23 protein-coding genes and 1 pseudogene are annotated in these 19,217 nt (G+C 66.3%); 10 read left to right on the forward strand and 14 right to left on the reverse strand.

Annotated features, from left to right (window positions below; translation table 11 throughout):
• Nucleotides 1-24 precede the first annotated feature (24 nt).
• Nucleotides 25-1,218 (reverse strand): annotated as a pseudogene (locus tag FIU66_RS13725) (ABC transporter substrate-binding protein); the annotation flags it as partial.
• Between the two features lie 284 nt (nucleotides 1,219-1,502).
• Here FIU66_RS13725 and FIU66_RS13730 point away from each other — a divergent pair.
• From FIU66_RS13730 to FIU66_RS18265, 3 genes are read left to right on the forward strand one after another with little or no spacing between them, the layout of a single operon-like run.
• Nucleotides 1,503-1,934, forward strand: coding sequence for an SRPBCC family protein (locus FIU66_RS13730; RefSeq protein WP_240544703.1), 432 nt, complete (start codon nucleotides 1,503-1,505; stop codon nucleotides 1,932-1,934).
• A gap of 60 nt (nucleotides 1,935-1,994) precedes the next feature.
• Nucleotides 1,995-2,267, forward strand: a complete 273-nt coding sequence (locus FIU66_RS13735) for a YncE family protein (protein ID WP_167623288.1) — start codon at nucleotides 1,995-1,997, stop codon at nucleotides 2,265-2,267.
• A 28-nt stretch (nucleotides 2,268-2,295) separates the two neighbouring features.
• Nucleotides 2,296-2,859: a YncE family protein gene (locus FIU66_RS18265; RefSeq protein ID WP_167623289.1), complete on the forward strand. Its 564-nt coding sequence runs from the start codon at nucleotides 2,296-2,298 to the stop codon at nucleotides 2,857-2,859.
• Here FIU66_RS18265 and FIU66_RS13745 read toward each other — a convergent pair.
• The 11 genes from FIU66_RS13745 to hrcA all read right to left on the reverse strand — a co-directional run bounded on the left by FIU66_RS13745 (nucleotide 2,834) and on the right by hrcA (nucleotide 12,583).
• Nucleotides 2,834-3,364 (reverse strand): PQQ-dependent catabolism-associated CXXCW motif protein, encoded by a 531-nt coding sequence (locus FIU66_RS13745; protein ID WP_167623290.1) that lies wholly within the window; start codon nucleotides 3,362-3,364, stop codon nucleotides 2,834-2,836. The genes FIU66_RS18265 and FIU66_RS13745 overlap by 26 nt on opposite strands.
• Nucleotides 3,361-4,173, reverse strand: coding sequence for a substrate-binding domain-containing protein (locus tag FIU66_RS13750; RefSeq protein ID WP_167623291.1), 813 nt, complete (start codon nucleotides 4,171-4,173; stop codon nucleotides 3,361-3,363). Before FIU66_RS13750 ends, FIU66_RS13745 begins: the two co-directional genes overlap by 4 nt.
• 1 nt (nucleotide 4,174) lies before the next feature.
• Entirely contained in the window at nucleotides 4,175-4,633 is a 459-nt protein-coding gene (locus tag FIU66_RS13755) for a c-type cytochrome, methanol metabolism-related (RefSeq protein WP_167623292.1), read from the reverse strand.
• A 317-nt stretch (nucleotides 4,634-4,950) separates the two neighbouring features.
• Nucleotides 4,951-6,828: a methanol/ethanol family PQQ-dependent dehydrogenase gene (locus FIU66_RS13760; RefSeq protein WP_167623293.1), complete on the reverse strand. Its 1,878-nt coding sequence runs from the start codon at nucleotides 6,826-6,828 to the stop codon at nucleotides 4,951-4,953.
• A 168-nt stretch (nucleotides 6,829-6,996) separates the two neighbouring features.
• Entirely contained in the window at nucleotides 6,997-7,830 is an 834-nt protein-coding gene (fghA, locus tag FIU66_RS13765) for an S-formylglutathione hydrolase (protein ID WP_167623294.1), read from the reverse strand.
• Nucleotides 7,820-8,338: a GNAT family N-acetyltransferase gene (locus FIU66_RS13770; protein WP_167623295.1), complete on the reverse strand. Its 519-nt coding sequence runs from the start codon at nucleotides 8,336-8,338 to the stop codon at nucleotides 7,820-7,822. Before FIU66_RS13770 ends, fghA begins: the two co-directional genes overlap by 11 nt.
• Nucleotides 8,335-8,973 (reverse strand): ATP-dependent Clp protease proteolytic subunit, encoded by a 639-nt coding sequence (locus tag FIU66_RS13775; protein ID WP_167623296.1) that lies wholly within the window; start codon nucleotides 8,971-8,973, stop codon nucleotides 8,335-8,337. The genes FIU66_RS13770 and FIU66_RS13775 overlap by 4 nt, the downstream gene beginning before the upstream one ends.
• Before the next feature lie 76 nt (nucleotides 8,974-9,049).
• Nucleotides 9,050-10,180: an S-(hydroxymethyl)glutathione dehydrogenase/class III alcohol dehydrogenase gene (locus FIU66_RS13780; protein ID WP_167623297.1), complete on the reverse strand. Its 1,131-nt coding sequence runs from the start codon at nucleotides 10,178-10,180 to the stop codon at nucleotides 9,050-9,052.
• A gap of 103 nt (nucleotides 10,181-10,283) precedes the next feature.
• Nucleotides 10,284-10,868 (reverse strand): S-(hydroxymethyl)glutathione synthase, encoded by a 585-nt coding sequence (gfa, locus tag FIU66_RS13785; RefSeq protein WP_167623298.1) that lies wholly within the window; start codon nucleotides 10,866-10,868, stop codon nucleotides 10,284-10,286.
• A 122-nt stretch (nucleotides 10,869-10,990) separates the two neighbouring features.
• Nucleotides 10,991-11,521 (reverse strand): nucleotide exchange factor GrpE, encoded by a 531-nt coding sequence (locus FIU66_RS13790; protein WP_167623299.1) that lies wholly within the window; start codon nucleotides 11,519-11,521, stop codon nucleotides 10,991-10,993.
• Between the two features lie 6 nt (nucleotides 11,522-11,527).
• Nucleotides 11,528-12,583: a heat-inducible transcriptional repressor HrcA gene (hrcA, locus tag FIU66_RS13795; protein WP_167623300.1), complete on the reverse strand. Its 1,056-nt coding sequence runs from the start codon at nucleotides 12,581-12,583 to the stop codon at nucleotides 11,528-11,530.
• Nucleotides 12,584-12,653: 70 nt separating this feature from the next.
• Here hrcA and rph point away from each other — a divergent pair, with 70 nt between their 5' ends.
• Genes rph through FIU66_RS13825 form a run of 6 tightly spaced genes read left to right on the forward strand, consistent with a single transcriptional unit; the run spans nucleotide 12,654 to nucleotide 16,440 of the window.
• Nucleotides 12,654-13,367, forward strand: coding sequence for a ribonuclease PH (rph, locus tag FIU66_RS13800; RefSeq protein WP_167623301.1), 714 nt, complete (start codon nucleotides 12,654-12,656; stop codon nucleotides 13,365-13,367).
• On the forward strand, nucleotides 13,364-13,972 hold the full coding sequence (locus FIU66_RS13805) for a non-canonical purine NTP pyrophosphatase (RefSeq protein WP_167623302.1): 609 nt from the start codon (nucleotides 13,364-13,366) through the stop codon (nucleotides 13,970-13,972). Before rph ends, FIU66_RS13805 begins: the two co-directional genes overlap by 4 nt.
• Nucleotides 13,965-14,339, forward strand: a complete 375-nt coding sequence (locus tag FIU66_RS13810; RefSeq protein ID WP_167623303.1) for a RidA family protein — start codon at nucleotides 13,965-13,967, stop codon at nucleotides 14,337-14,339. Before FIU66_RS13805 ends, FIU66_RS13810 begins: the two co-directional genes overlap by 8 nt.
• A complete protein-coding gene (gene hemW, locus FIU66_RS13815; RefSeq protein ID WP_240544704.1) occupies nucleotides 14,336-15,520 on the forward strand; it encodes a radical SAM family heme chaperone HemW in 1,185 nt (394 codons plus the stop codon). Before FIU66_RS13810 ends, hemW begins: the two co-directional genes overlap by 4 nt.
• A gap of 1 nt (nucleotide 15,521) precedes the next feature.
• A complete protein-coding gene (locus FIU66_RS13820; RefSeq protein ID WP_167623304.1) occupies nucleotides 15,522-15,875 on the forward strand; it encodes a YbaN family protein in 354 nt (117 codons plus the stop codon).
• Between the two features lie 37 nt (nucleotides 15,876-15,912).
• The gene (locus tag FIU66_RS13825) at nucleotides 15,913-16,440 is read left to right on the forward strand and encodes a DNA-3-methyladenine glycosylase (protein ID WP_167623529.1); all 528 of its coding nucleotides are present in this window, start codon (nucleotides 15,913-15,915) and stop codon (nucleotides 16,438-16,440) included.
• On the opposite strand, the gene tpa is transcribed toward FIU66_RS13825, so the two are convergent.
• On the reverse strand, nucleotides 16,437-17,816 hold the full coding sequence (gene tpa, locus FIU66_RS13830) for a hypotaurine--pyruvate aminotransferase Tpa (protein ID WP_167623530.1): 1,380 nt from the start codon (nucleotides 17,814-17,816) through the stop codon (nucleotides 16,437-16,439). The genes FIU66_RS13825 and tpa overlap by 4 nt on opposite strands.
• 174 nt (nucleotides 17,817-17,990) lie before the next feature.
• Between tpa and FIU66_RS13835 the strand changes: the two genes are divergently transcribed.
• A complete protein-coding gene (locus FIU66_RS13835; protein WP_167623305.1) occupies nucleotides 17,991-18,560 on the forward strand; it encodes a cupin domain-containing protein in 570 nt (189 codons plus the stop codon).
• A gap of 8 nt (nucleotides 18,561-18,568) precedes the next feature.
• Here FIU66_RS13835 and FIU66_RS13840 read toward each other — a convergent pair whose 3' ends face one another.
• The gene (locus tag FIU66_RS13840) at nucleotides 18,569-19,216 is read right to left on the reverse strand and encodes a phosphoribosyltransferase (protein WP_167623306.1); all 648 of its coding nucleotides are present in this window, start codon (nucleotides 19,214-19,216) and stop codon (nucleotides 18,569-18,571) included.
• Nucleotide 19,217: the final 1 nt, after the last annotated feature.

Here is a 19,217-nt window from a genome sequence, read left to right on the forward strand (position 1 = left end):
AGTCGCTTCATGGAGCGCATGGAACCTCTCAGAATGAACATTCGGTTCGGGACGGTCGATCCCCAGCGTGTCAAGCGCACTGGTCTGGTGCAGATACTGGTCCTGCGGGCTGACCGAGTGGTCAGAAGCCCGGTGGTCAGCAGGATCGGCTGGCGGACCTGGTGGTCCAGTCCCGCACGGTCAGCTTTTGCCCTTGAAGCCCGCCACGTCGAACTGCGGGGACAGGATGAAGGCGCGCAGTTCGGCGGGATCGGCGGACTGGGTGCGGGTCGCGGCCTCGCCCACGATGCGCAACGCCAGCCAAGCCTGGTAATCCTCCTCTCGGATGGGGCGGTTCGCCAAGCGCTCGAAGCGGTTCTGGAACTGCATCCCGCCCCAGGCCTCCATCGCCGGGTGCCAACTGCGCGGAACCAGCCCCGCCGATCCGGCCACCGGGCGCGGATCCCAGGTCAGATAGGGCAGATAGGGCGCGAAGACGTCGCTTTCGTCCGTGGCGATCAGCACGTCGTAGTCTGGGGCGCGCTGCGTGAAGACGGGCATCTGCGCCTGAACCTGGACATGGCCGGAATCGGTGCTGCGGGCGCCGCCGGTATCTTCGAACACGCGTTCCTCGACGATCCTTGCGCCGAACTTGGCGGCCGCGCGGCGATAGGCGGCGGCAAGGGCCTCGTCCTCGGGGTGGCTGCCGGTGACCAGCAGCCAGTCGGGCCAGTTCTTCCACATCAGGAACTGCGCCAGCCCGTCGGCCAGCATGGCGTGGCTGGGCGCGACGTGGATGGTGTTGAAGCGGCAGTCGGCCCCGCGCAGGTTGTCGCCCCGCGCGCGGGCGTTCAGCAGCATCGCGCGGTCGCCCGCCTGGTCGGCAAGGGCCAGAGTGGTCCGGTCATCGGCCAGAAGAACGACGAACTGGATGCCCTCGGCCAGAAGCTTGTCCAGCTCGGCCCCCGCGGTTTCGGGGCTGGCGATGACCTCGACGGCCTCGAAGTCCTGCCCCATGAAGCGGCCGGTCGTGTCGTTGTCCTCGATCGCCAGGCGCGCGCCCGCGAATCCCTGGTCCTCGACCGGCAGGTCGAGACGCGAGATGGGGGGCAATCTTTCCTCGTCGACGCGCAGGACGGCAGCCCGGATCAGCTGCATCTCGGGCTGGGGCTGCTGGGCCAATGCGGCCCCGGCCAGTGCCGAGGCACCAACCAAAAGTCCTATGATTCCCTTGAACATTTTACGTCTCCCTGGGATCATGTTGGGATGCGGCCGGCTCTGCGGCAAGACGGTTTTTGTTCCCGCGGCGGCCGGGAAGATTTGGATCAGTCTTAGGTCTTATGGACGGGCGGGGGCGGTCGTCGCATGGTCGACGGGGATTGGAAGGAAAGCGGAACAGATGATGCACAAGATCCTGGGCCTGGCCGTCGCCGCGACGCTGCCCTGACCGTCACCGCCGAGGCGCACGGACCCTCTCGCTGAAGACCGAGAAGTCGGTCGTCCTGAACGCCACCCCCGACGAGGTGTGGGAGGCCATCGGCAAGTTCGACGACATGAGCTGGCACCCTGCGGTGGACCGCACCGAAATGACGCCCGAAGGCGCCGCCGCCGATGTTCCCGACGAATCGACGCGAATCCTGCACCTGAAGGCCGAAAGCGGCGACCCGACCATCACTGAACAGCTGATGGCGATCGACCCTGAAAAGCGGCAATACAAGTACATGATCACCGATGTCGCGGTCGAGGTCTTGCCGGTGACGAACTATTCCTCGACCCTTCAGGTCAAGGACAAGGACGGCAAGGCCGAAGTGGTCTGGAAGGGCGGCTTCTATCGCGGCTATCCCAACAACGATCCGCCGGCCAATCTGAACGACGATACGGCCATGGCCGCCGTGGACGGCATCTATCAGGCGGGCCTCGACGCCTTGGCCGAACGCTTCGGCAAGGCCGAGTGAGGCGCACAGTCCTTGCCCTGATCCTGTCGGCATCCCCGCATTCGCGGGGGATTTGGCTTCGTGACCAGCCAGAACGCCGAAATGGTGACACTGGTGGATCTGCAATCGGGCGAGGTTCTGGCCCAGACGCCGGTGGCGGGAAAGCCCGCGGCGGTGGCCTATGACCCCGTTGCGGCGCGGGCTTATGTAATGGCCGCCGATACCGGGCGGCTTTACGTGCTGGACGAACGCGGCGGGGTGAAGGCCAGCCGCAACCTGGGCGAAGGGGCCTTCGGGCTGGCTGCAGCGCCGCAAGGCGGGCTGTTCGTCACCGACTGGTCGCGGCGCGACTGATCCACCTGGACCGGAACCTGCAGAAGGCGTGGGAGGTTCCGACCGGCGCCGCACCCGCTGGGGTCGCGGCCAGCGCGGACGGCGCCCTGGTCGCCACCGCGGATCGCGACGACGATCAGGTCAGCATCTTCGACGGGCGGACCGGTGCCCTGCTCCACCGCGTCAAGACCGCCGGTCCCCATCCCTTCGGCATCACCTGGCACGACGGGCGGTTCTGGACGGCGGATGTGCAGGGCGACAGCCTGTCCGTGATCGACCCGGTGGCGGGGATGCTTGCGGGACAGGTTGCCACCGGCAGCCATCCCTATGCCGTGGCCTTGCGGGGGGACGGGGTTTCGCGACCAACCAGTATGACGGCACGCTGACGGTCTTCGACCCGGCCACCTTGACGGTGCAGGATGAAATCGCCGTCGGCGACTATCCCGAAGGCATCGGCGCGCTGCCGGATGGCGACGGCGTGGCGGTCGCCAATTGGGAATCCGACACGCTGGTCGTGGTCGATGCCGAAACCCTGGCCATCACCGCCGAGATCGGTCTGCCATCCGGTCCCCGCGCCTTTGGGCAATTCACGGGTCGGCAGGTGTCGCCCTGACCAGCGGCGCGCCACCGGCCTGCTGCCACCCCTCGATCCCGCCCGGGAACCAGTGGACGGCGGTATAGCCCAAGGCAACCGCCCGGCGGGCGGCATTCCAGCTCATCCAGCAGTCGCTGCGGCAAAAGATCACCAGTGGCCGGGCGCGATCGCCCCCCGTCGCCTGTTCCAGCCCGCGTTCCAGCCGCGCCTGTTCGGCCGGGGCCAGAGCCTCCCATCCGGTATCGGACAGCCAGATCGCTCCGGGGATGGTGTCATGCGGCGGTTCGCGCCAGATCGTGCCCTCGGGCAGGCCTTCGGGTCGCTTCTTGCGCGGCAGGACGTCCAGGAACGGCACGCCCTCCGCGTGCAGGCGCAAGGCCTGGGCCGCATCCACGACAGTCGCGCCCTGCAGCGTTTCGGGCACGGGGGCCCGGTAGGGCTCGCCCCGGTAGCTGTCCGGTTCGGGCACCTGGCCGGCGGCCGGTCCCGCCAGCAGCAAGGCCAGCAGGACCGCACGGATCATTGGATCAGTTCCTTGCCATAGTCGTCGACAAGTGGCACGCCAGCCTCGGTCAGGATGGCGTTGATCTCGTCCTGGTGGCGGCGGATCAGGCTGTTCAGTTCCCGCTTCCATTCCTGTTCCGGCAGACGCACCCCCATCGTGATGCGATAGAACATCTTCGGCCCCGCGGTTTCCTTCAACAGCGGCGTGAACTGCAATTCGGGATCGGCCTTGACCCGGGGGCCGGCCAGCGGGCCCCACAGCACGGCCGCGTCCAGCGTGCCGTCCTTGACGCCTGCAATCAGGTCGCCCACCGGATCCTCGACCCGACGGTCCACGAACAGGTCGGCGCCCCGCATGTCCTTGGCAAGCCCCGCCCGCGCCATGATCGAGGCGGGCGGCGATCCGGCGATCACGCCGATCGGATGGCCCTTCAGCGCCGGGTCGGACAAGTGGTCGACGCCCGCCAGGTCGCTGTCCTTGCGGGTGATGATGCCAAAGACCGAGGTGTAGTAATGGTTGGTGTTCTGCACCAGTTCGTCGCCCTGGGCATAGCCCATGACCACGTCGCATTCCCCCGCCCGCAAAGTCTTGGCGATGAAGCCCATGCCCGACGGGAACCAGGTATAGGCAACCGGCAGGCCCAGCCATTCACCGAAAGCCTCGGCCAGCTTGTTCTCGAACCCCGATCCGTCGCGCGTCGACATGGGCGCATTGGCGGGGTCCGCGCAGACGCGGAACTGCGTCGTCGAACGCAGATCCGCAACCTGGGCCGTGGCCGGAGCCGCGCCCAGGGCCAATGCCACCATCAGCCAGCGGATGACAGCCATCTTACATCGACATGCAGGAATCTTCCTGCGCCGTGTATTCCTCGGACTTGTCGGCGCGTTCCGCCGGCCGACCGCGCGGGATTTCCCCTGTCCCGTGGGCCAGCAGATAGACATAGATGTCGTCGACATAGCACCAGACGTTCTTGTTGGTCCCGAAGGCCGGCATGACCGAGTTGGTGCCCTGCCTGCCCGATGCCACCACTTCCTGGAACTCGTAATAATCCATCCGCAGCACCGAATTCTTCAAGGCGGGCGCATAGGTCGAGCCTTCGCCGTCGGGTCCGTGGCAGACATGGCATTCCGCGTGATAGCGGCGGAAGCCGTTGAAGGTGGCGAAATCGACCACGCCGTTCTCGATCTTGAAGGTCGGAATGCCTTCGGCATTGTACCAGCGGCCGTTTTCCTGCGTGACAGCGGTGACGTCCATGCCGTTCGGCAGGGTGGTTTCACCTTCGGCCATCTCGACGGGCGCGTCATTTCCGCCGGCCGTATCCCCGGCCTCGGCCGCAGGTTCCGCCGCCGGGGCAGCGCCAGAGGTCGCGGCAGCCGCGCCTGCGCCTGCCTCGGCGGCCGGCGGGTCTGGGTTGTCGTGTCCTGCGCCAGGGCGGTCGTTGCCACCGTTGTGACAAGAACCAGCGACACAAGGCTGGTGATGGCTTTCATGCTGTCTTTCCTCCCAAAGTCCAATTTACCCGTCCTCTTCAGGCAAAATTCCCCCCGAGATTAACCTCGGGGGAATGTTGGATAGCGCAACTTTACGTTAGCGGGCCGAAAGTATTAGCCGCTGGTGCCGCCTTCCGCCGGGGCCGGTTCCGCTGCAGGGTCGGCAGCAGGCGCGGCCGAGGCCGAGGCTTCGCCGGGCAGTTCGAACACGGTCAGCTGGCCGCCGAGTTCGGTATAGTCCGACAGCGCCGCATAGCCGCCAACGGCGCCCAGGCCTTCGTTCGGGTTGGTCAGACCAGCCGCAAGGCCGATGCCCGCCCAACCACCGACGCCCGACAGGATGCCGATATACTGCTTGCCGCCATGGACATAGGTCATCACGTTGCCGATGATCCCGGACGGGGTCTTGAAGCGGTAAAGCTCCTCGCCCGTTTCGGCATCGATCGCCTTCAGGTGGCCTTCGAGCGTGCCGTAGAAGACCACGTCGCCAGCCGTCGCAAGGGCGCCGGACCAGACCGAGAACTTCTCGGGCAGGGACCACTTGATCTTGCCCTCGACGTTGTCCCAGGCGATGAAGTTGCCCATGCCGCCATGGCTGTCGGGCGCCGGATACATCGACAGCGTGGCGCCGACATAGGGCTGGCCCGCAGTATAGGCGACGCGGAAGGGTTCGTAGTCCATGCAGACGTGGTTCGTCGGCACGTAGAAGGTCTGGGTCTTGGGCGAATAGGCCGCCGGCTGCTGGTCCTTGGTACCAAGGGCCGCGGGGCAGATGCCGGTGGTGTTCGTGTCCTCGCCGTTCTGGGCGGTCGAGTATTCGGCCACGACCTGCGGACGGCCATAGGTTTCCGAGTTCGGATCCATGTCCACGCCGGTGGTCCAGTTCACCGCCGGGTCATACTTCTCGGCCACCAGCAGTTCGCCGGTCTCGCGGTCCAGCGTATAGGCCAGGCCGTTGCGGTCGAAATGGGTCAGCAGCTTGCGCGGCTGTCCGTCGATTTCTTGATCCGTCAGGATCATCTCGTTGACGCCGTCGTAATCCCACTCGTCATGGGGCGTCATCTGGTAGAACCACTTGGCCATGCCGGTATCGGCGTCGCGGGCCATGATGGTCATCGACCACTTGTTGTCGCCCGGCCGCTGCGACGGGTTCCAGGTCGAGGGGTTGCCGGTCCCGTAATAGATCAGGTTCAGATCCGGATCATAGGAATACCAGCCCCAGGTGGTGCCGCCACCGATCTTCCACTGGTCGCCTTCCCAGCTGTTGAGGCTGCTGTCGGCGCCGATCGGCTTGCCCAGATGGGTCGTGTTTTCGGGGTCGACCAGCATTTCCGCGTCCGGGCCGGTCGAATAGGCCTTCCAGACCTCGGATCCGTCGGCCAGGCTATAGGCGGTGACGCGGCCGCGCACGCCGTATTCGCCGCCCGAGACGCCGACGATCACCTTGTCCTTGACCGGCAGGACGGTCGCGGTGTTCGTCTCGCCGATGGCCGGATCGCCGGTCTTGACCTGCCACTTCACTTCGCCCGTCTTGGCGTCAAGGGCGACCAGCGTCGTGTCCGCCTGGTGCGACAGGATCAGCCCGTCGGCATAGGCCACGCCACGGAACACGGTGTCGCAGCACATGACCGCGATGACTTCGGGATCCTGCTGCGGCTCGTAGCGCCACAGGATCCTGCCCTCATTGGCCAGGTCCAGGGCGAAAATGTTGTTCGGGAAGGGCGTGTGGACATACATGATGTCCCCGATCACAAGGGGGCTGCCCTCGTGCCCGCGCAGCACGCCGGTCGAGAAGGTCCAGGCCACCCGCAGATCGCCCACGTTGTCGCGGTTGATCTGGTCCAATTCGGAATAGCGCGTGTTGGCATAGTTGCCGGTCTGGATCGCCCATTGTTCCGGCTTGGCGGTTTCGGCCAGGACGCTGTCATTGGCCCAGCCTGCCGTGCCCGTCAGAAGCAGCACGGCAACCGTGCTGTTCAGCAATCTTTTCATGGATGTGTTCCTCCGCTGTTGGAAGCGTGCGACGGGTTCCCTCCTCCCATCGCCGTCCTGGAGGTAGTCTTTGGTGGACAATGCCTTGCGTCAATCAGCCGTCCCGGCAATTGCCCCTAAAGTCTTAGGTCTGAATTGCCAGGACGGACGGGAAACTTCGGCAAGCTTTTACAGCAGCCTTTCGGCGTGCCACATCACATGATCGGCCATGAAGGACTGGACAAAGAAATAGCTGTGGTCATAGCCCGGCTGCATCCGGAACTGCCCCGGCTGGCGGCGTGCCATCATGGCCTGGGCCAGCGATTCGGGCCGCAGCTTGTCCAGGAACTGATCCGCGCTGCCCTGGTCGATCAGCACCTCGCCGGGGTAGCCGCGTTCCGTCATCAGGATCGTCGCGTCATGGGCGCGCCAGGAGCTGCGGTCATCGCCAAGATAGGCCGAAAGCTGCTTCTGGCCCCAGTCGGATTCGGTGGGGTTCGCGATGGGCGCGAAAGCCGAGACGGACCGGAAGCGTTCGGGATGGGTCATGGCGATGGTCAGCGCGCCGTGCCCGCCCATCGAATGGCCGGTGATGCCCATCGCCTCGGCGTCGATGGCGAAGTTGCCGGCGACCAGCTCGGGCAGTTCGTGGACGATGTATTGCCACATCTGGAAATGCGGGGCCCAGGGATCCTGCGTCGCGTTGACATAGAAGCCTGCACCCTTGCCCAGGTCATAGGCCTCGTCATCGGCCACTCCGTCGCCGCGGGGCGAGGTGTCGGGAAAGACGATGGCGATCCCCGCCTCGGCGCACCACTGCTGGGCGGCGGCCTTGGTCATGGCGTTTTCATGCGTGCAGGTCAGGCCCGACAGATACCACAGCACCGGCACGCGTTCATGCGCCACCAGTTCCGGCATGAAGACCGCAAAGGTCATGTCGGTGCCGGTCGATTGCGAACGGTGGCGGTAAACGCCCTGCGTGCCGCCGAAGCTGCGGTTTTCCGAAAGGGTTTCAAGCGTCATGCGACACCTCCAGTTTTTGAAACATGACCAGGCCGTCGACAGGCCCCAGGCTGGGGTGAAGAAACGCCCCCGGCAGGCGGCCGACAATGGCAAATCCGGCCTTCTGCCACAAATGGAGGGCGTCGGCATTGGTCGAGACGACGAAGTTGAACTGCATCGCGGCAAAGCCCTGCGCGGCGGCCCAGGACTTGGCATGATCGACCAGGGCGCGGGCGATGCCCTTGCCGCGCGCGTCTGGATGCGTGGCGAAGGACGCGTTGGCGACGTGGGATCCGCCGCCCGGCCGGTTCGCGCCGACATGGCTGGTGCCCAGAATCCGGCCGTCGGCCAAGGCCACGAAGGCCGTGAAGGGCTTGCCGAACCAGTCGGCCAAGGCGTCATCGCGGGAAATGTCGCGCGGGATGCAATAGGTTTCACCCGCGCGATAGACCGGTTCCAGGATCGCCCAGATGGCGTCTTGGTCGGCACTGGCGGCGGGGCGGATGGTGATTCCGCCCTGCCCCGTCATTTCAATTCGTCCACGCTGCGGATGACCTTGCCCAGCAGGCCATAGTCCAGTGCTTCCTGGGTGTTCAACCAGAAGTCACGCTGCGTGTCCTTCTCGATCCGCTCGACCGTCTGGCCGGTCGCGTCGGCGAAGATCTGGTTCAGCCGGTCGCGCATCAGGCGCACCTGTTCCGCCTGGATCATCATGTCCGACGACGTGCCGCCGATCCCGCCCGAGGGCTGATGGATCAGGAAGCGCGTGTTGGGCAGGCAATAGCGGTTTTCCTGCTTTGCCGCGACGAAGATCAGCGCGCCGGCACTGGCGACCCAGCCGGATCCGATGGTGCGCACGGTGGGACGGATGAACTTGATCACGTCATGGATCATGTCGCCCGATTCCACATGCCCGCCGGGCGAGGAGATCAGCATGTTGATCGGCTTGTCGCTGTCCTCGGCCAGGGCCAGCAGATGGGCTACGGTGCGCTGCGCCAGCTTGTCGTTGATCGTGCCCGCGACGATCACCGTGCGCGACTTGAAGTACAGCTTGCCGATCTTGTCGCCTTCGGGAAGGCCCAGGCCGCCGTCCTTCTCGCCCTCGTGGCGGCGGTCGTCCTCTTCCGGTTCGTCGTCGTCATCGTCCAGCCACTGGTGACGCATCGGCCTGCTCCTTTTATCTCATGGCGACGGCGGGACCATGGCCCCGCCGTTCTTTTACCTAAGCAGCCCTGAAGGATCAGTAAAGGACGACCGAGCGGATCGACTCGCCCTTGTGCATCAGGTCGAAACCCTTGTTGATGTCGTCCAGCGGCATGGTGTGGGTGATCATCGGGTCGATCTCGATCTTGCCGTCCATGTACCAGTCGACGATCTTCGGCACATCGGTGCGCCCGCGCGCGCCGCCGAAGGCAGTGCCTTTCCAGACCCGGCCGGTGACCAGTTGGAACGGACGCGTGCTGATTTCCGCGCCTGCGGCCGCCACGCCGATGATGACCGACTGTCCCCAGCCGCGATGGGTGCACTCCAGCGCGTCGCGCATCACCTTGGTGCTGCCGGTCGCGTCGAAGGAGTAATCCGCGCCGCCGATCTGGTCGAAGGGCGTCTTCGTCATCTCGACGATGTGCTGGACGATGGAACCGTCGATTTCCCTGGGGTTGACGAAGTGGGTCATGCCGAAGCGTTCGGCCATTTCCTTCTTGTCGTTGTTCAGGTCCACGCCGATGATCATGTCCGCGCCCGCCAACCGCAGGCCCTGGATCACGTTCAGCCCGATCCCGCCCAGGCCAAAGACCACCGCCTTGGCGCCGATTTCCACCTTGGCGGTGTTGATCACCGCGCCGATGCCGGTGGTGACGCCGCAGCCGATATAGCAGATCTTGTCGAAGGGCGCGTCCTCGCGGACCTTGGCCACCGCGATTTCCGGCAGCACGGTGTAGTTCGAGAAGGTTGAGCAGCCCATGTAGTGGTGGATCGGCGTGCCATCCAGCATCGAGAACCGGCTGGTCCCATCCGGCATCAGGCCCTGGCCCTGGGTCGCGCGGATCCGGGTGCAGAGGTTGGTCTTGCCCGACAGGCAGGACGGGCATTCGCGGCATTCGGGCGTGTAAAGCGGGATCACGTGGTCGCCCGGCTTGACCGACTTCACGCCGGGGCCGACCTCGACCACCACGCCCGCGCCTTCATGGCCCAGGATCGCCGGGAACAGACCTTCCGGATCGTCGCCAGACCGGGTGAATTCGTCGGTGTGGCAGATGCCGGTGGCCTTGATCTCGATCATCACCTCGCCCTCTTTCGGGCCTTCGAGGTTGACTTCCATCACTTCCAGCGGCTTGCCAGCCTCAAGGGCCACGGCTGCACGGGTTCTCATTGTCTGTCTCCTGTTCGTTCGGGCGTCCCGTGGTGCCACGGGCGGTCAAGGCCGAAGGGGCCGCGTCGCGGCCCCCTGGTTTTGTTCAGGGATCTGCGGTCCGTCAAGCAGCGAGGGCGCCGGAACGCTTGGCCAGGTGGGTCGCGATGGCGTCCATCAGGGGCGGCGACAGCGCGTCATAGGGTTCCAGCCCCAGTTCGCGCAGCCGCGCCCGGATGCCGTCCATGCGCGACGGATCGACGCCGGACTCGATGACGGAACTGACAAAGGCCGCGAATTCGGGGGCCGACCAGCCGGGCTCGTCCGACAGTTCGGTATGGACGAAATCAAGGCCGTAGAATGGATGGTCCTTGTTCTCGATCCGGCCATACATGTGAACGCCGCAGCCGGTGCAGGCATACCGCTGGATCGGCGCGTCCTTGTTGACGACCTTCAGCTTGTCGCCGTTCTCCAGAACCTGGATCGCGTCGCGCGACACGACCGCCACCATGCTGAAGATCGCCCCATCGGGCTTCCAGCACTTGGTGCAGCCGCAAACATGGTTATGGGCGGTCTGGGCGCCGACCCGGACCTTCACGGGGTTCGTGGCGCATTTGCAGGTCAGCGTGCCGCCCGCAAAACTGGAATTACCTTGCTTTATGCCGTGATCCACGGCGGGGTGTATCTTTACCCCATCAGTGCTGGCCATGGTCCTTCCCTCCCGATGAACCGAACGTCTTCCCAACGTCGCGCCATCGGGACATTTCGGCAAGTCAGATGAAGGTTGTAGCGCCCCGGCGGCCGGGGCGCCCCGATGGCCAGCTTGCCGGATCAGCTTGCGGGGGTCGAGGAAACACCGACCTTGGCCGGGCGCAGCAGCCGGTCATGCAGGCGGAAGCCATTGTCCATCACCTGGATGATCTCTCCGGCGATGGTGCCGGGAACGGCAGCCTCGAACATGGCCTCGTGTTCGCTGGGGTCGAACTTGTCGCCGGCGGCGGGGGTGATGACGGTGATGCCGTGCTTGGCGAAGACGTTGGACAGCTCGCGCAGGGTCAGCTCGACCCCCTCGATGAGGGCGGCGGCCGCGGCGCGCTGTTCGTCGCCGGCCGCATCCAAGGCGCGTGTCAGGGCGTCGTGGACCGGCAGCAGGTCGCGGGCCAGGCGCGATCCGCCATACTGCTCGGCGTCGCGGCGGTCCTTGTCGGCGCGCTTGCGCGAGTTCTCGGCATCGGCCAGGGCGCGCATCCACTTGTCGCGCAATTCGTCGCGCTCGGCGGTCAGGGCCGCGATCTCGCCCGCCGGATCGGCCAGCGGATCCGCCAGGATGTCGTCAATGGGCTGTTCGTTCTGCTCGTTCATCGTCTTTCATCCTTTCCGGCCGGACAGCACCCGCCCGACCAGCTGCGCGGTATAATCGACAATCGGCACGATGCGGCCATAGTTCAGCCGCGTCGGTCCGATGACGCCAACCGCGCCTACAATCTTTCGGTCGGCATTCATATAGGGTGAAACCACCAGAGCGGAACCCGAAAGCGAAAAAAGCTTGTTTTCCGACCCGATGAAGATCCGCACCCCGTCGCCCTTTTCCGCCAGTTCCAGGAACTCGACGATGTCGCGCTTGCGTTCCAGGTCGTCGAACAGCACGCGGATGCGGTCAAGATCCGCGGCCTCCTGGTCCAGAAGGTTCGCACGCCCTCGCACGATCAAGCGCGGATCGTGGGATTCGGTGTCCCACAGCGCCATCCCCGACTGCACCAGTTCGGCGGCCAGCACGTCCAGCTCCTGCCGGCGCGAGGCAATTTCCCGGCCGATATGGCCGCGCAGTTCGGACAGGGTCTTTCCCTCGGCCATGGCGTTCAGGAAATTGCCCGCCTCGCGCATCGACGACGGAGTCTGGCCCACGGGGGGCGTGAACAGGCGGTTCTCCACATGGCCGTCGGCAAAGACCAGCACCACAAGCGCCCGGTCCGCCCCCAGGCTGACAAACTCGATATGGCGGATCGGCGCCTCGTGCTTGGGCATCAGAACCAGCGATGCGCCGCGCGTGATCGAGGACAGGGCGGTGCTGACCCGGTCCAGCAGCACGCCGGTTTCCGGATCGTCGTTGCCCAGCGTCTGGTCGATGGCGGCGCGGTCGGTGGCGTTGACGGTATCGACCTCCATCATGCCGTCCACGAACAGCCGCAGCCCCTGCTGCGAGGGCATCCGCCCGGCGGATACATGAGGACTGTCCAGAAGCCCCATCAGTTCCAGATCCTGCATCACGTTCCTGACGGTCGCTGCGCTGAGCCGTTCGGACAAGGCACGTGTCAGGGTGCGCGAACCCACCGGCTCGCCGGTTTCCAGATAGATCTCGACCACGCGGCGGAAGATCTCGCGCGATCGGTCGTTCATGTCCTGCAAGGGTGTCTTCTGGTCCATGTCCCTCGAAGGGTTGCGTGATGGGCCGCCGGGGCGGTATGGGGCGGCATCTTCGCGAAAGGAATGAACCATGCGCCCGTCTGGCCGGAATCTAAGCCAAATGCGTCCGATTTCAATCGAAACCGGCGTCATGGCCCATGCCGAAGGGTCGTGCCTGATCCGCGTCGGCAATACCCATGTGCTGTGCACTGCCTCGCTGGAGGAAACGCCGCCGCGCTTCCTGAAGGGCACGGGACTGGGCTGGGTCACGGCGGAATACGGGATGCTGCCGCGCGCCACCAACACCCGCAACCGGCGCGAAGCCGCGGCGGGCAAGCAATCGGGCCGCACCCAGGAAATCCAGCGGCTGATCGGCCGGTCCCTGCGGGCAGGCGTGGATCGCAGCGCCTTGGGCGAACGCCAGATCACCATCGACTGCGACGTGATCCAGGCCGATGGCGGCACGCGCTGCGCGTCGATCACCGGGGGCTGGGTCGCGCTGCGGCTGGCAGTGAACAAGCTGCTTAAGGCGGGCGCGATCACCAGCGACCCGATCATGGACCATGTGGCGGCCGTGTCCTGCGGGATCTATGCCGGCCAGGCGGTTCTGGATCTGGATTACGCCGAGGACAGCGAGGCCGGGACCGACGGCAATTTCGTCCTGACCGGCGCGGGTCATCTGATCGAGGTGCAGATGTCGGCCGAGGGCGCCACGTTCAGCCGCGACCAGATGGGCCAGCTTCTGGATCTGGCCGAAGGCGGCATGGCCGAACTGGTCGCAGCCCAGAAGGCCGCCGTCGCATGAGGCGGTTCGACGGCAAGCGCCTGCTGGTTGCCACCCACAACGCGGGCAAGCTGGACGAGATGCGCGCCCTTCTGGCGCCCTATGGCGTCGAGGTCATGGGCGCCGCCGAGGCAGGCCTTCCCGAACCCGCCGAGACCGAGACCACCTTTGTCGGCAATGCCCGCATCAAGGCCCGTGCCGCCGTCCAGGCGACGGGCCTGCCGGCGCTGTCCGACGACAGCGGCATCTGCGTCGATGCGCTTGACGGCGCGCCGGGCGTGCACACCGCCGACTGGGCCGAAACCGGCAATGGCCGCGATTTCCGCATGGCCATGCAGCGCACCTGGGACGAGTTGGAAGCGAGGGGCGCCCCTAGCCCCAGGGCCGCGCAATTCCGCTGCACCTTGGTCCTGATGTGGCCCGACGGCCATGACGAGGTCTTCGAGGGCGTGCTGCCCGGCCAGGTCGTCTGGCCGCCGCGCGGGGTTGAAGGCCACGGCTATGACCCCATCTTCATGCCGGACGGGCATGACGTGACCCTTGGGGAGATGCCGCCCGACATGAAGAACAGCCTCAGCCACCGGGCGCGGGCGGTGGAACAGATGATAAGGGGCAGCTTTGCATAGGATCTCGACCGGATCGCCCTTCGAGGCGGCCATGGGCTACAGTCGCGCCGTGGTGAAGGGCGACTGGTGCTTCGTGTCGGGCACAACCGGCTACGACTATGCGACCATGACCATGCCCGACGATCCCTGCGAACAGGCGCGAAACTGCTTTCGCACGATCTTCTCGGCCTTGGCCGAAGCGGGCTTCGCCCCGGCGGACATCGTGCGCGTGCAATACACCGTCACCGACACAGCCGTGATGGAGGCGATTACCCCCGCCCTGGGCGAGGCCCTGGGCGAGATCCGCCCTGCCGCCACCATGGTCATCGCGGGCCTGATCCGGCCCGAGATGAAGGTCGAGGTCGAAGTCACGGCGATGCGCGGATGATGATGCCGGGGCCCGACAGCTTCGCAGATGCCGACTGGCGGGCGGGGGGCTTTGGCCTTTATGTCCACTGGCCCTTCTGCCAGGCGAAGTGCCCCTATTGCGACTTCAACAGCCATGTTGTGCCTGCCGTGGATCAGGCCCGCTGGGCTGCCGCGCTGTCGTCGGAGATCGCCCGGCTTGGCGCGGAACTGCCCGGCCGTCACTTGGGCAGCATCTTCTTCGGCGGCGGCACGCCCTCGCTGATGCAGCCGGAAACGGTGGACGCCGTCCTGCGCGCCGCCCGCGCCGCCTGGGGCTTTGCCAACGACATCGAGATCACGCTGGAAGCCAACCCCACCAGCGTCGAACGCAACCGCTTCCAGGGCTTTGCCGATGCGGGCGTCAACCGCCTGTCCATGGGCATCCAGGCGCTGAACGACGCGGATCTGCGGCGCTTGGGCCGGATGCATTCCGTGGCCGAGGCGCGGGCGGCCTTTGACGTGGCGCGGTCCTGCTTCGACCGGGTCAGCTTCGACCTGATCTATGCCCGCCAGGGCCAGACGCGCGAGGCTTGGCGGGCGGAACTGGCCCAGGCCCTGTCCATGGCCGTGGACCACCTGTCGCTGTACCAGTTGACCATTGAGCCAGGCACCGCCTTTGGCGCCCGCGCGGCCGCGGGCAAGCTGCGCGACCTGCCCGACGACGACCTGGCCGCCGACATGTATCTGGAAACACAGTACATCTGCGAGGCGGCCGGCATGGCGGGCTATGAGACCTCGAACCACGCCCGCCCCGGTTCGGAAAGCCGCCACAACCTTGTCTATTGGCGGCAGGGCGATTGGGCGGCGGTCGGTCCCGGTTCGCATGGCCGGATCACCCTGGCCGGCGGGCGCTTCGCGACCGAGGCGCACCGCGCCCCCGGAGCCTGGCTTCACGCTGTTGAAGGACGGGGAACGGGCGAGTCGCTGCGCGAGTTGGTGCCCTTGGATGAACAGGCTACCGAGTATCTGCTGATGTCGCTGCGACTGACCGAGGGGCTGGACGAGGCCCGCTATGCCCGGCTGGCGGATGCTCCGCTGGACGAAGACGTAATCCGCCGGCTGGCCGATCTTGGCATGGTCGAACGTCGCGACGGCCGCCTGCGCACCACGCGCGACGGCCGCCCGCTTCTGAACGCCGTCTTGCGCGAACTTGCGGCCTAGGATGCGCACGCTCTGGTATGGTCTTGGGCTGATCGCCCTGGGGCTGGGCATCGTGGGGATCGCCCTGCCCGTGGTGCCCACGGTTCCCTTTCTGCTGCTGGCGGCCGCCGCCTTTGCCCGGTCCAGCCCGCGGCTTGAACGGCGCATCATGAACCACCCGACCTATGGTCCGCCGGTCCGGGCTTGGCGCGAACGCGGCGCGATCAGCCGCCTGGCCAAGATCTGGGCGACGCTGGCCATGGCCTGCGGCGTGGGTTTCAGCCTGTTTCTCGGGATGCCGCTGTGGGTTGTCGTCGCCCAGGCGATGATCTGCACCGCCATCGGCGCCTATGTCGTGACCCGTCCGGAATACTGACATGGCTCCTGGTTCCTTCCGCGACCAGATCGCCGGCATGGGTGCCGTGGATCTGGCGCGGCGGCTGATCGGAGCGACTCTGCTGGTCCGCAGCGCGGGCGGGACCATCATCGAGACCGAGGCTTACGCCCGCGACGATCCGGCATCCCACAGCTTTCGCGGACCGACGGCGCGCAATGCCTCGATGTTCGGGCCGGCGGGCCACGCCTATGTCTATCGGTCCTACGGCATCCACCTGTGCCTGAACGTGGTGGCCCGCCCCGGCGAGGCCGTGCTGATCCGCGCCCTGGACCCCACCATGGGAATCCAGGCGATGGCCACCCGCCGCAACAGCGCGATGCTGTGCAATGGACCAGGGCGGCTGACCCAGGCGCTTGGCATCCGGCCCGAAGATGATGGCGCGCCCTTCGACGGGACGGACCTGTCGATCACCTTGTCCGGGGACCGGCCGGACCTGCTGGTCGGGCCGCGCATCGGCATCAGCCGTGCGCAGGATCTGCCCTGGCGCTTCGGGCTTGCGGGGGCCAAGGGCCTCAGCCGACCCTTTCCCCCGCAGCCGGGCTAGGCCATCACCCGCGTCAGTGCGCCGTCGATGGCATCGGTGATGCGGTCGATATCGCTCTCGGTGGCGATCAGGGCGGGCGACAGGCACAGGGTGTTGTTCAGCCCCGGCAGGCTGCGGTTCGTGGCGCCGATGATGACACCCTGGGCCAGGCAGTCGGCCACCACCGCCTGCACGCGCTTTTCGTCCAAGGGTTCCTTGGTGGCGCGATCCGCGACAAGCTCGGCCCCGCAGAACAGGCCCTTGCCCCGGACATTGCCGATCACCGCGTGCTTGTCCTGCAGCGCCCGCAGGTTCGCCAGCACCCGCTCGCCCATGGCGATGGTGTTGTCCAGCAGCCCCTCGTCCTCGATGATGCGCATGTTTTCCAGCGCCGCGACCGGCCCCGCCGTGCAGCCCCCGAAGGTCGAGATGTCGCGGAAATAGCCCATCGGGTCACTGGCGTCGTCCTTGAACATCTCGAAGACGGCTTCCGTGGTCACCGTGCAGGAGATCGCCGCATAGCCCGAGGCGACCCCCTTGGCCATGGTCACGAAGTCGGGCTGGATGCCGTAATGCTGGTATCCGAACCAGGTGCCGGTGCGGCCGAGCCCGCAGACCACCTCGTCGATGTGCAGAAGGACGTTGTACTTGCGGCAGATCTCCTGCACGCGCTGCCAGTATCCCTCGGGCGGCACGATCACGCCGCCGCCGGCGGTGATCGGCTCCAGGACAATGGCGCCCACCGTGTCGGGGCCTTCGCGCAGGATCACCTCCTCAATGGCGTCAGCGGCGCGTTCGCCGTAGTTCTCCACGTCCCACTGCGCCCGGTATTCCAGGCAATGCGGCACCCGCACGAAGCCGTCTGGGTAGGGCCCGTACTGTGCCGCCCGCTGGTCCTGCCCGCTTGTCGCCAGCGTGCCGATGGTGGTGCCGTGATAATCGCGGTCGCGGTAGAGGATCTTCCACTTGCGGCCGCCGTGATGGCGCGCGGCGATCTGGCGGACCATCTTGTAGACCTTCTCGTTCGCCTCGGACCCCGAGTTCGAGTAATAGACACGCGTCATCCCCGGCATCTTCTCGATCAGCCGCTGGGCGAACAGCGCGCCCGGCACGGTGCCCGCAGCCCCGGCATAGTAGTTCAGCTTGACCAGCTGGTCGCGGATCGCGTTTGCGATGCTTTCACGGCCATAGCCCACGTTCACCGTCCAGACGCCGCCCGACACGCCGTCCAGGTATTCGCGCCCGTTGGTGTCCCACAACCGCATCCCCTTGCCCTCGACGAAGACACGCGGATCCACGGTTTCGTACTGCTTGTGCTGGCTGAGGTGGTGCCAGACATGGGCGCGGTCGGCGGCGACGACGTGGGACAGGTCGTTGACGGGATGGTCGAGGGACATGGGGCAGGCTCCGGCAAGGCCAGGCGGCACCAGGGCCGCGCAGGGGGGCGACAAGATCGCCACCAGTGTCAGCCGATCACCCCGTTTCGGCAATGGTGATTTTCGGCCGTGGGCCAGCTTGTTGAATTCGCGTGTTTCTGGCAGCATCCGCTTCGGATGGGAAGCAGGCGAGCGATGGCCCGACAGGACGATGACGAGGATCGGCTGGTGGCCATGCGCCTGCGCGTGGTGCGCCGGTCGGTGGGCCTGTCGCAGCGGGAACTGGCGCGCCGCGCGGGCGTGGGCAGCGGCACGATTTCCCAGATCGAGTCGCTGTCGCTGAAGCCCTCGGTCTCGGTCCTCAAGCGGATCCTGGACGCGGTGCCGATGGATCTGGCAACCTTCTTCAGCTTCGATCTATCGGCTGACCAGGCGCAGGTGTTTCGCCGGGCGGATCACGTGAATATCGGCGCGCCGGGCATCCGCTATCTGTTGCTGGCCGCGCAGCGTCCCGGCCGGGCGATCCAGATGCTGCATGAATTTTATGAACCATCCACCAGTTCCGGACGCCATGTCCTGTCCCATGCGGGCGAGGAATGCGGCATCGTCGTCAGCGGCACGCTGGAGGTCACCATCGGCGACGAGGTGAATGTGCTTCATCCCGGCGACGGCTACTACTTCAACAGCAGCCTGCCCCACCGTTTCCGCAACATCGGCACCACCGTCTGCGAGGTCGTCAGCGCCTGCACGCCCCCCAGTTTTTGAGGAGCGGCCTACCGACTTGCCAGGGCTGCCACGACCTCGGCATCGCTGACTTGGTCGAAATCGGCGTAATGCAGGCCCACGGCCAGGAACGGCCGGGGCATGTGCAGGCAAATGATCCGGTCCGCCGCATCCCGCAGCCGGGCCAATGCCTCGTCCGCAGCCACGGGCACCGCGACGATGACCTGCGCGGGGTCCAGACGGGCCAGCCCGCGCAAGGCCGCCAGCATGGTGGCACCTGTCGCGATGCCGTCATCCACGACGACCACGATCCGCCCCTGCACCGGCACAGGCTGCCGCCCGCCCAGATAGGCCTTCCGGCGGCGCCTGATCTCCTCCAGCAGCAGCGGCACCTGGCTGTCCACATATCCGCCGGGCGCGGCAATCGGGGTGGGAAGACCCTCGTTCAGCACGACCTGCGGATCCGCCCCGTCCACCACCGCACCGATGGCATATTCGGGATGATGGGGCGCGCCGATCTTGCGCACGAACAGCAGATCCAGCGGCGCATCCAGGGCCCAGGCGACGGGAAGCGCGACCGGCACCCCGCCCCGTGGCAAGGCCAGCACAACGCAGTCCCTGCCCCGAAAATGCCCAAGGCGTTCCGCAAGCTGCCGCCCGGCATCGGTCCGGTCAGCGAAGAAGGCCGGACCCGTCATG

Origin of the sequence: Paracoccus sp. AK26, from assembly GCF_011801365.1 — a bacterium.
Lineage (GTDB): Bacteria > Pseudomonadota > Alphaproteobacteria > Rhodobacterales > Rhodobacteraceae > Paracoccus > Paracoccus aerius.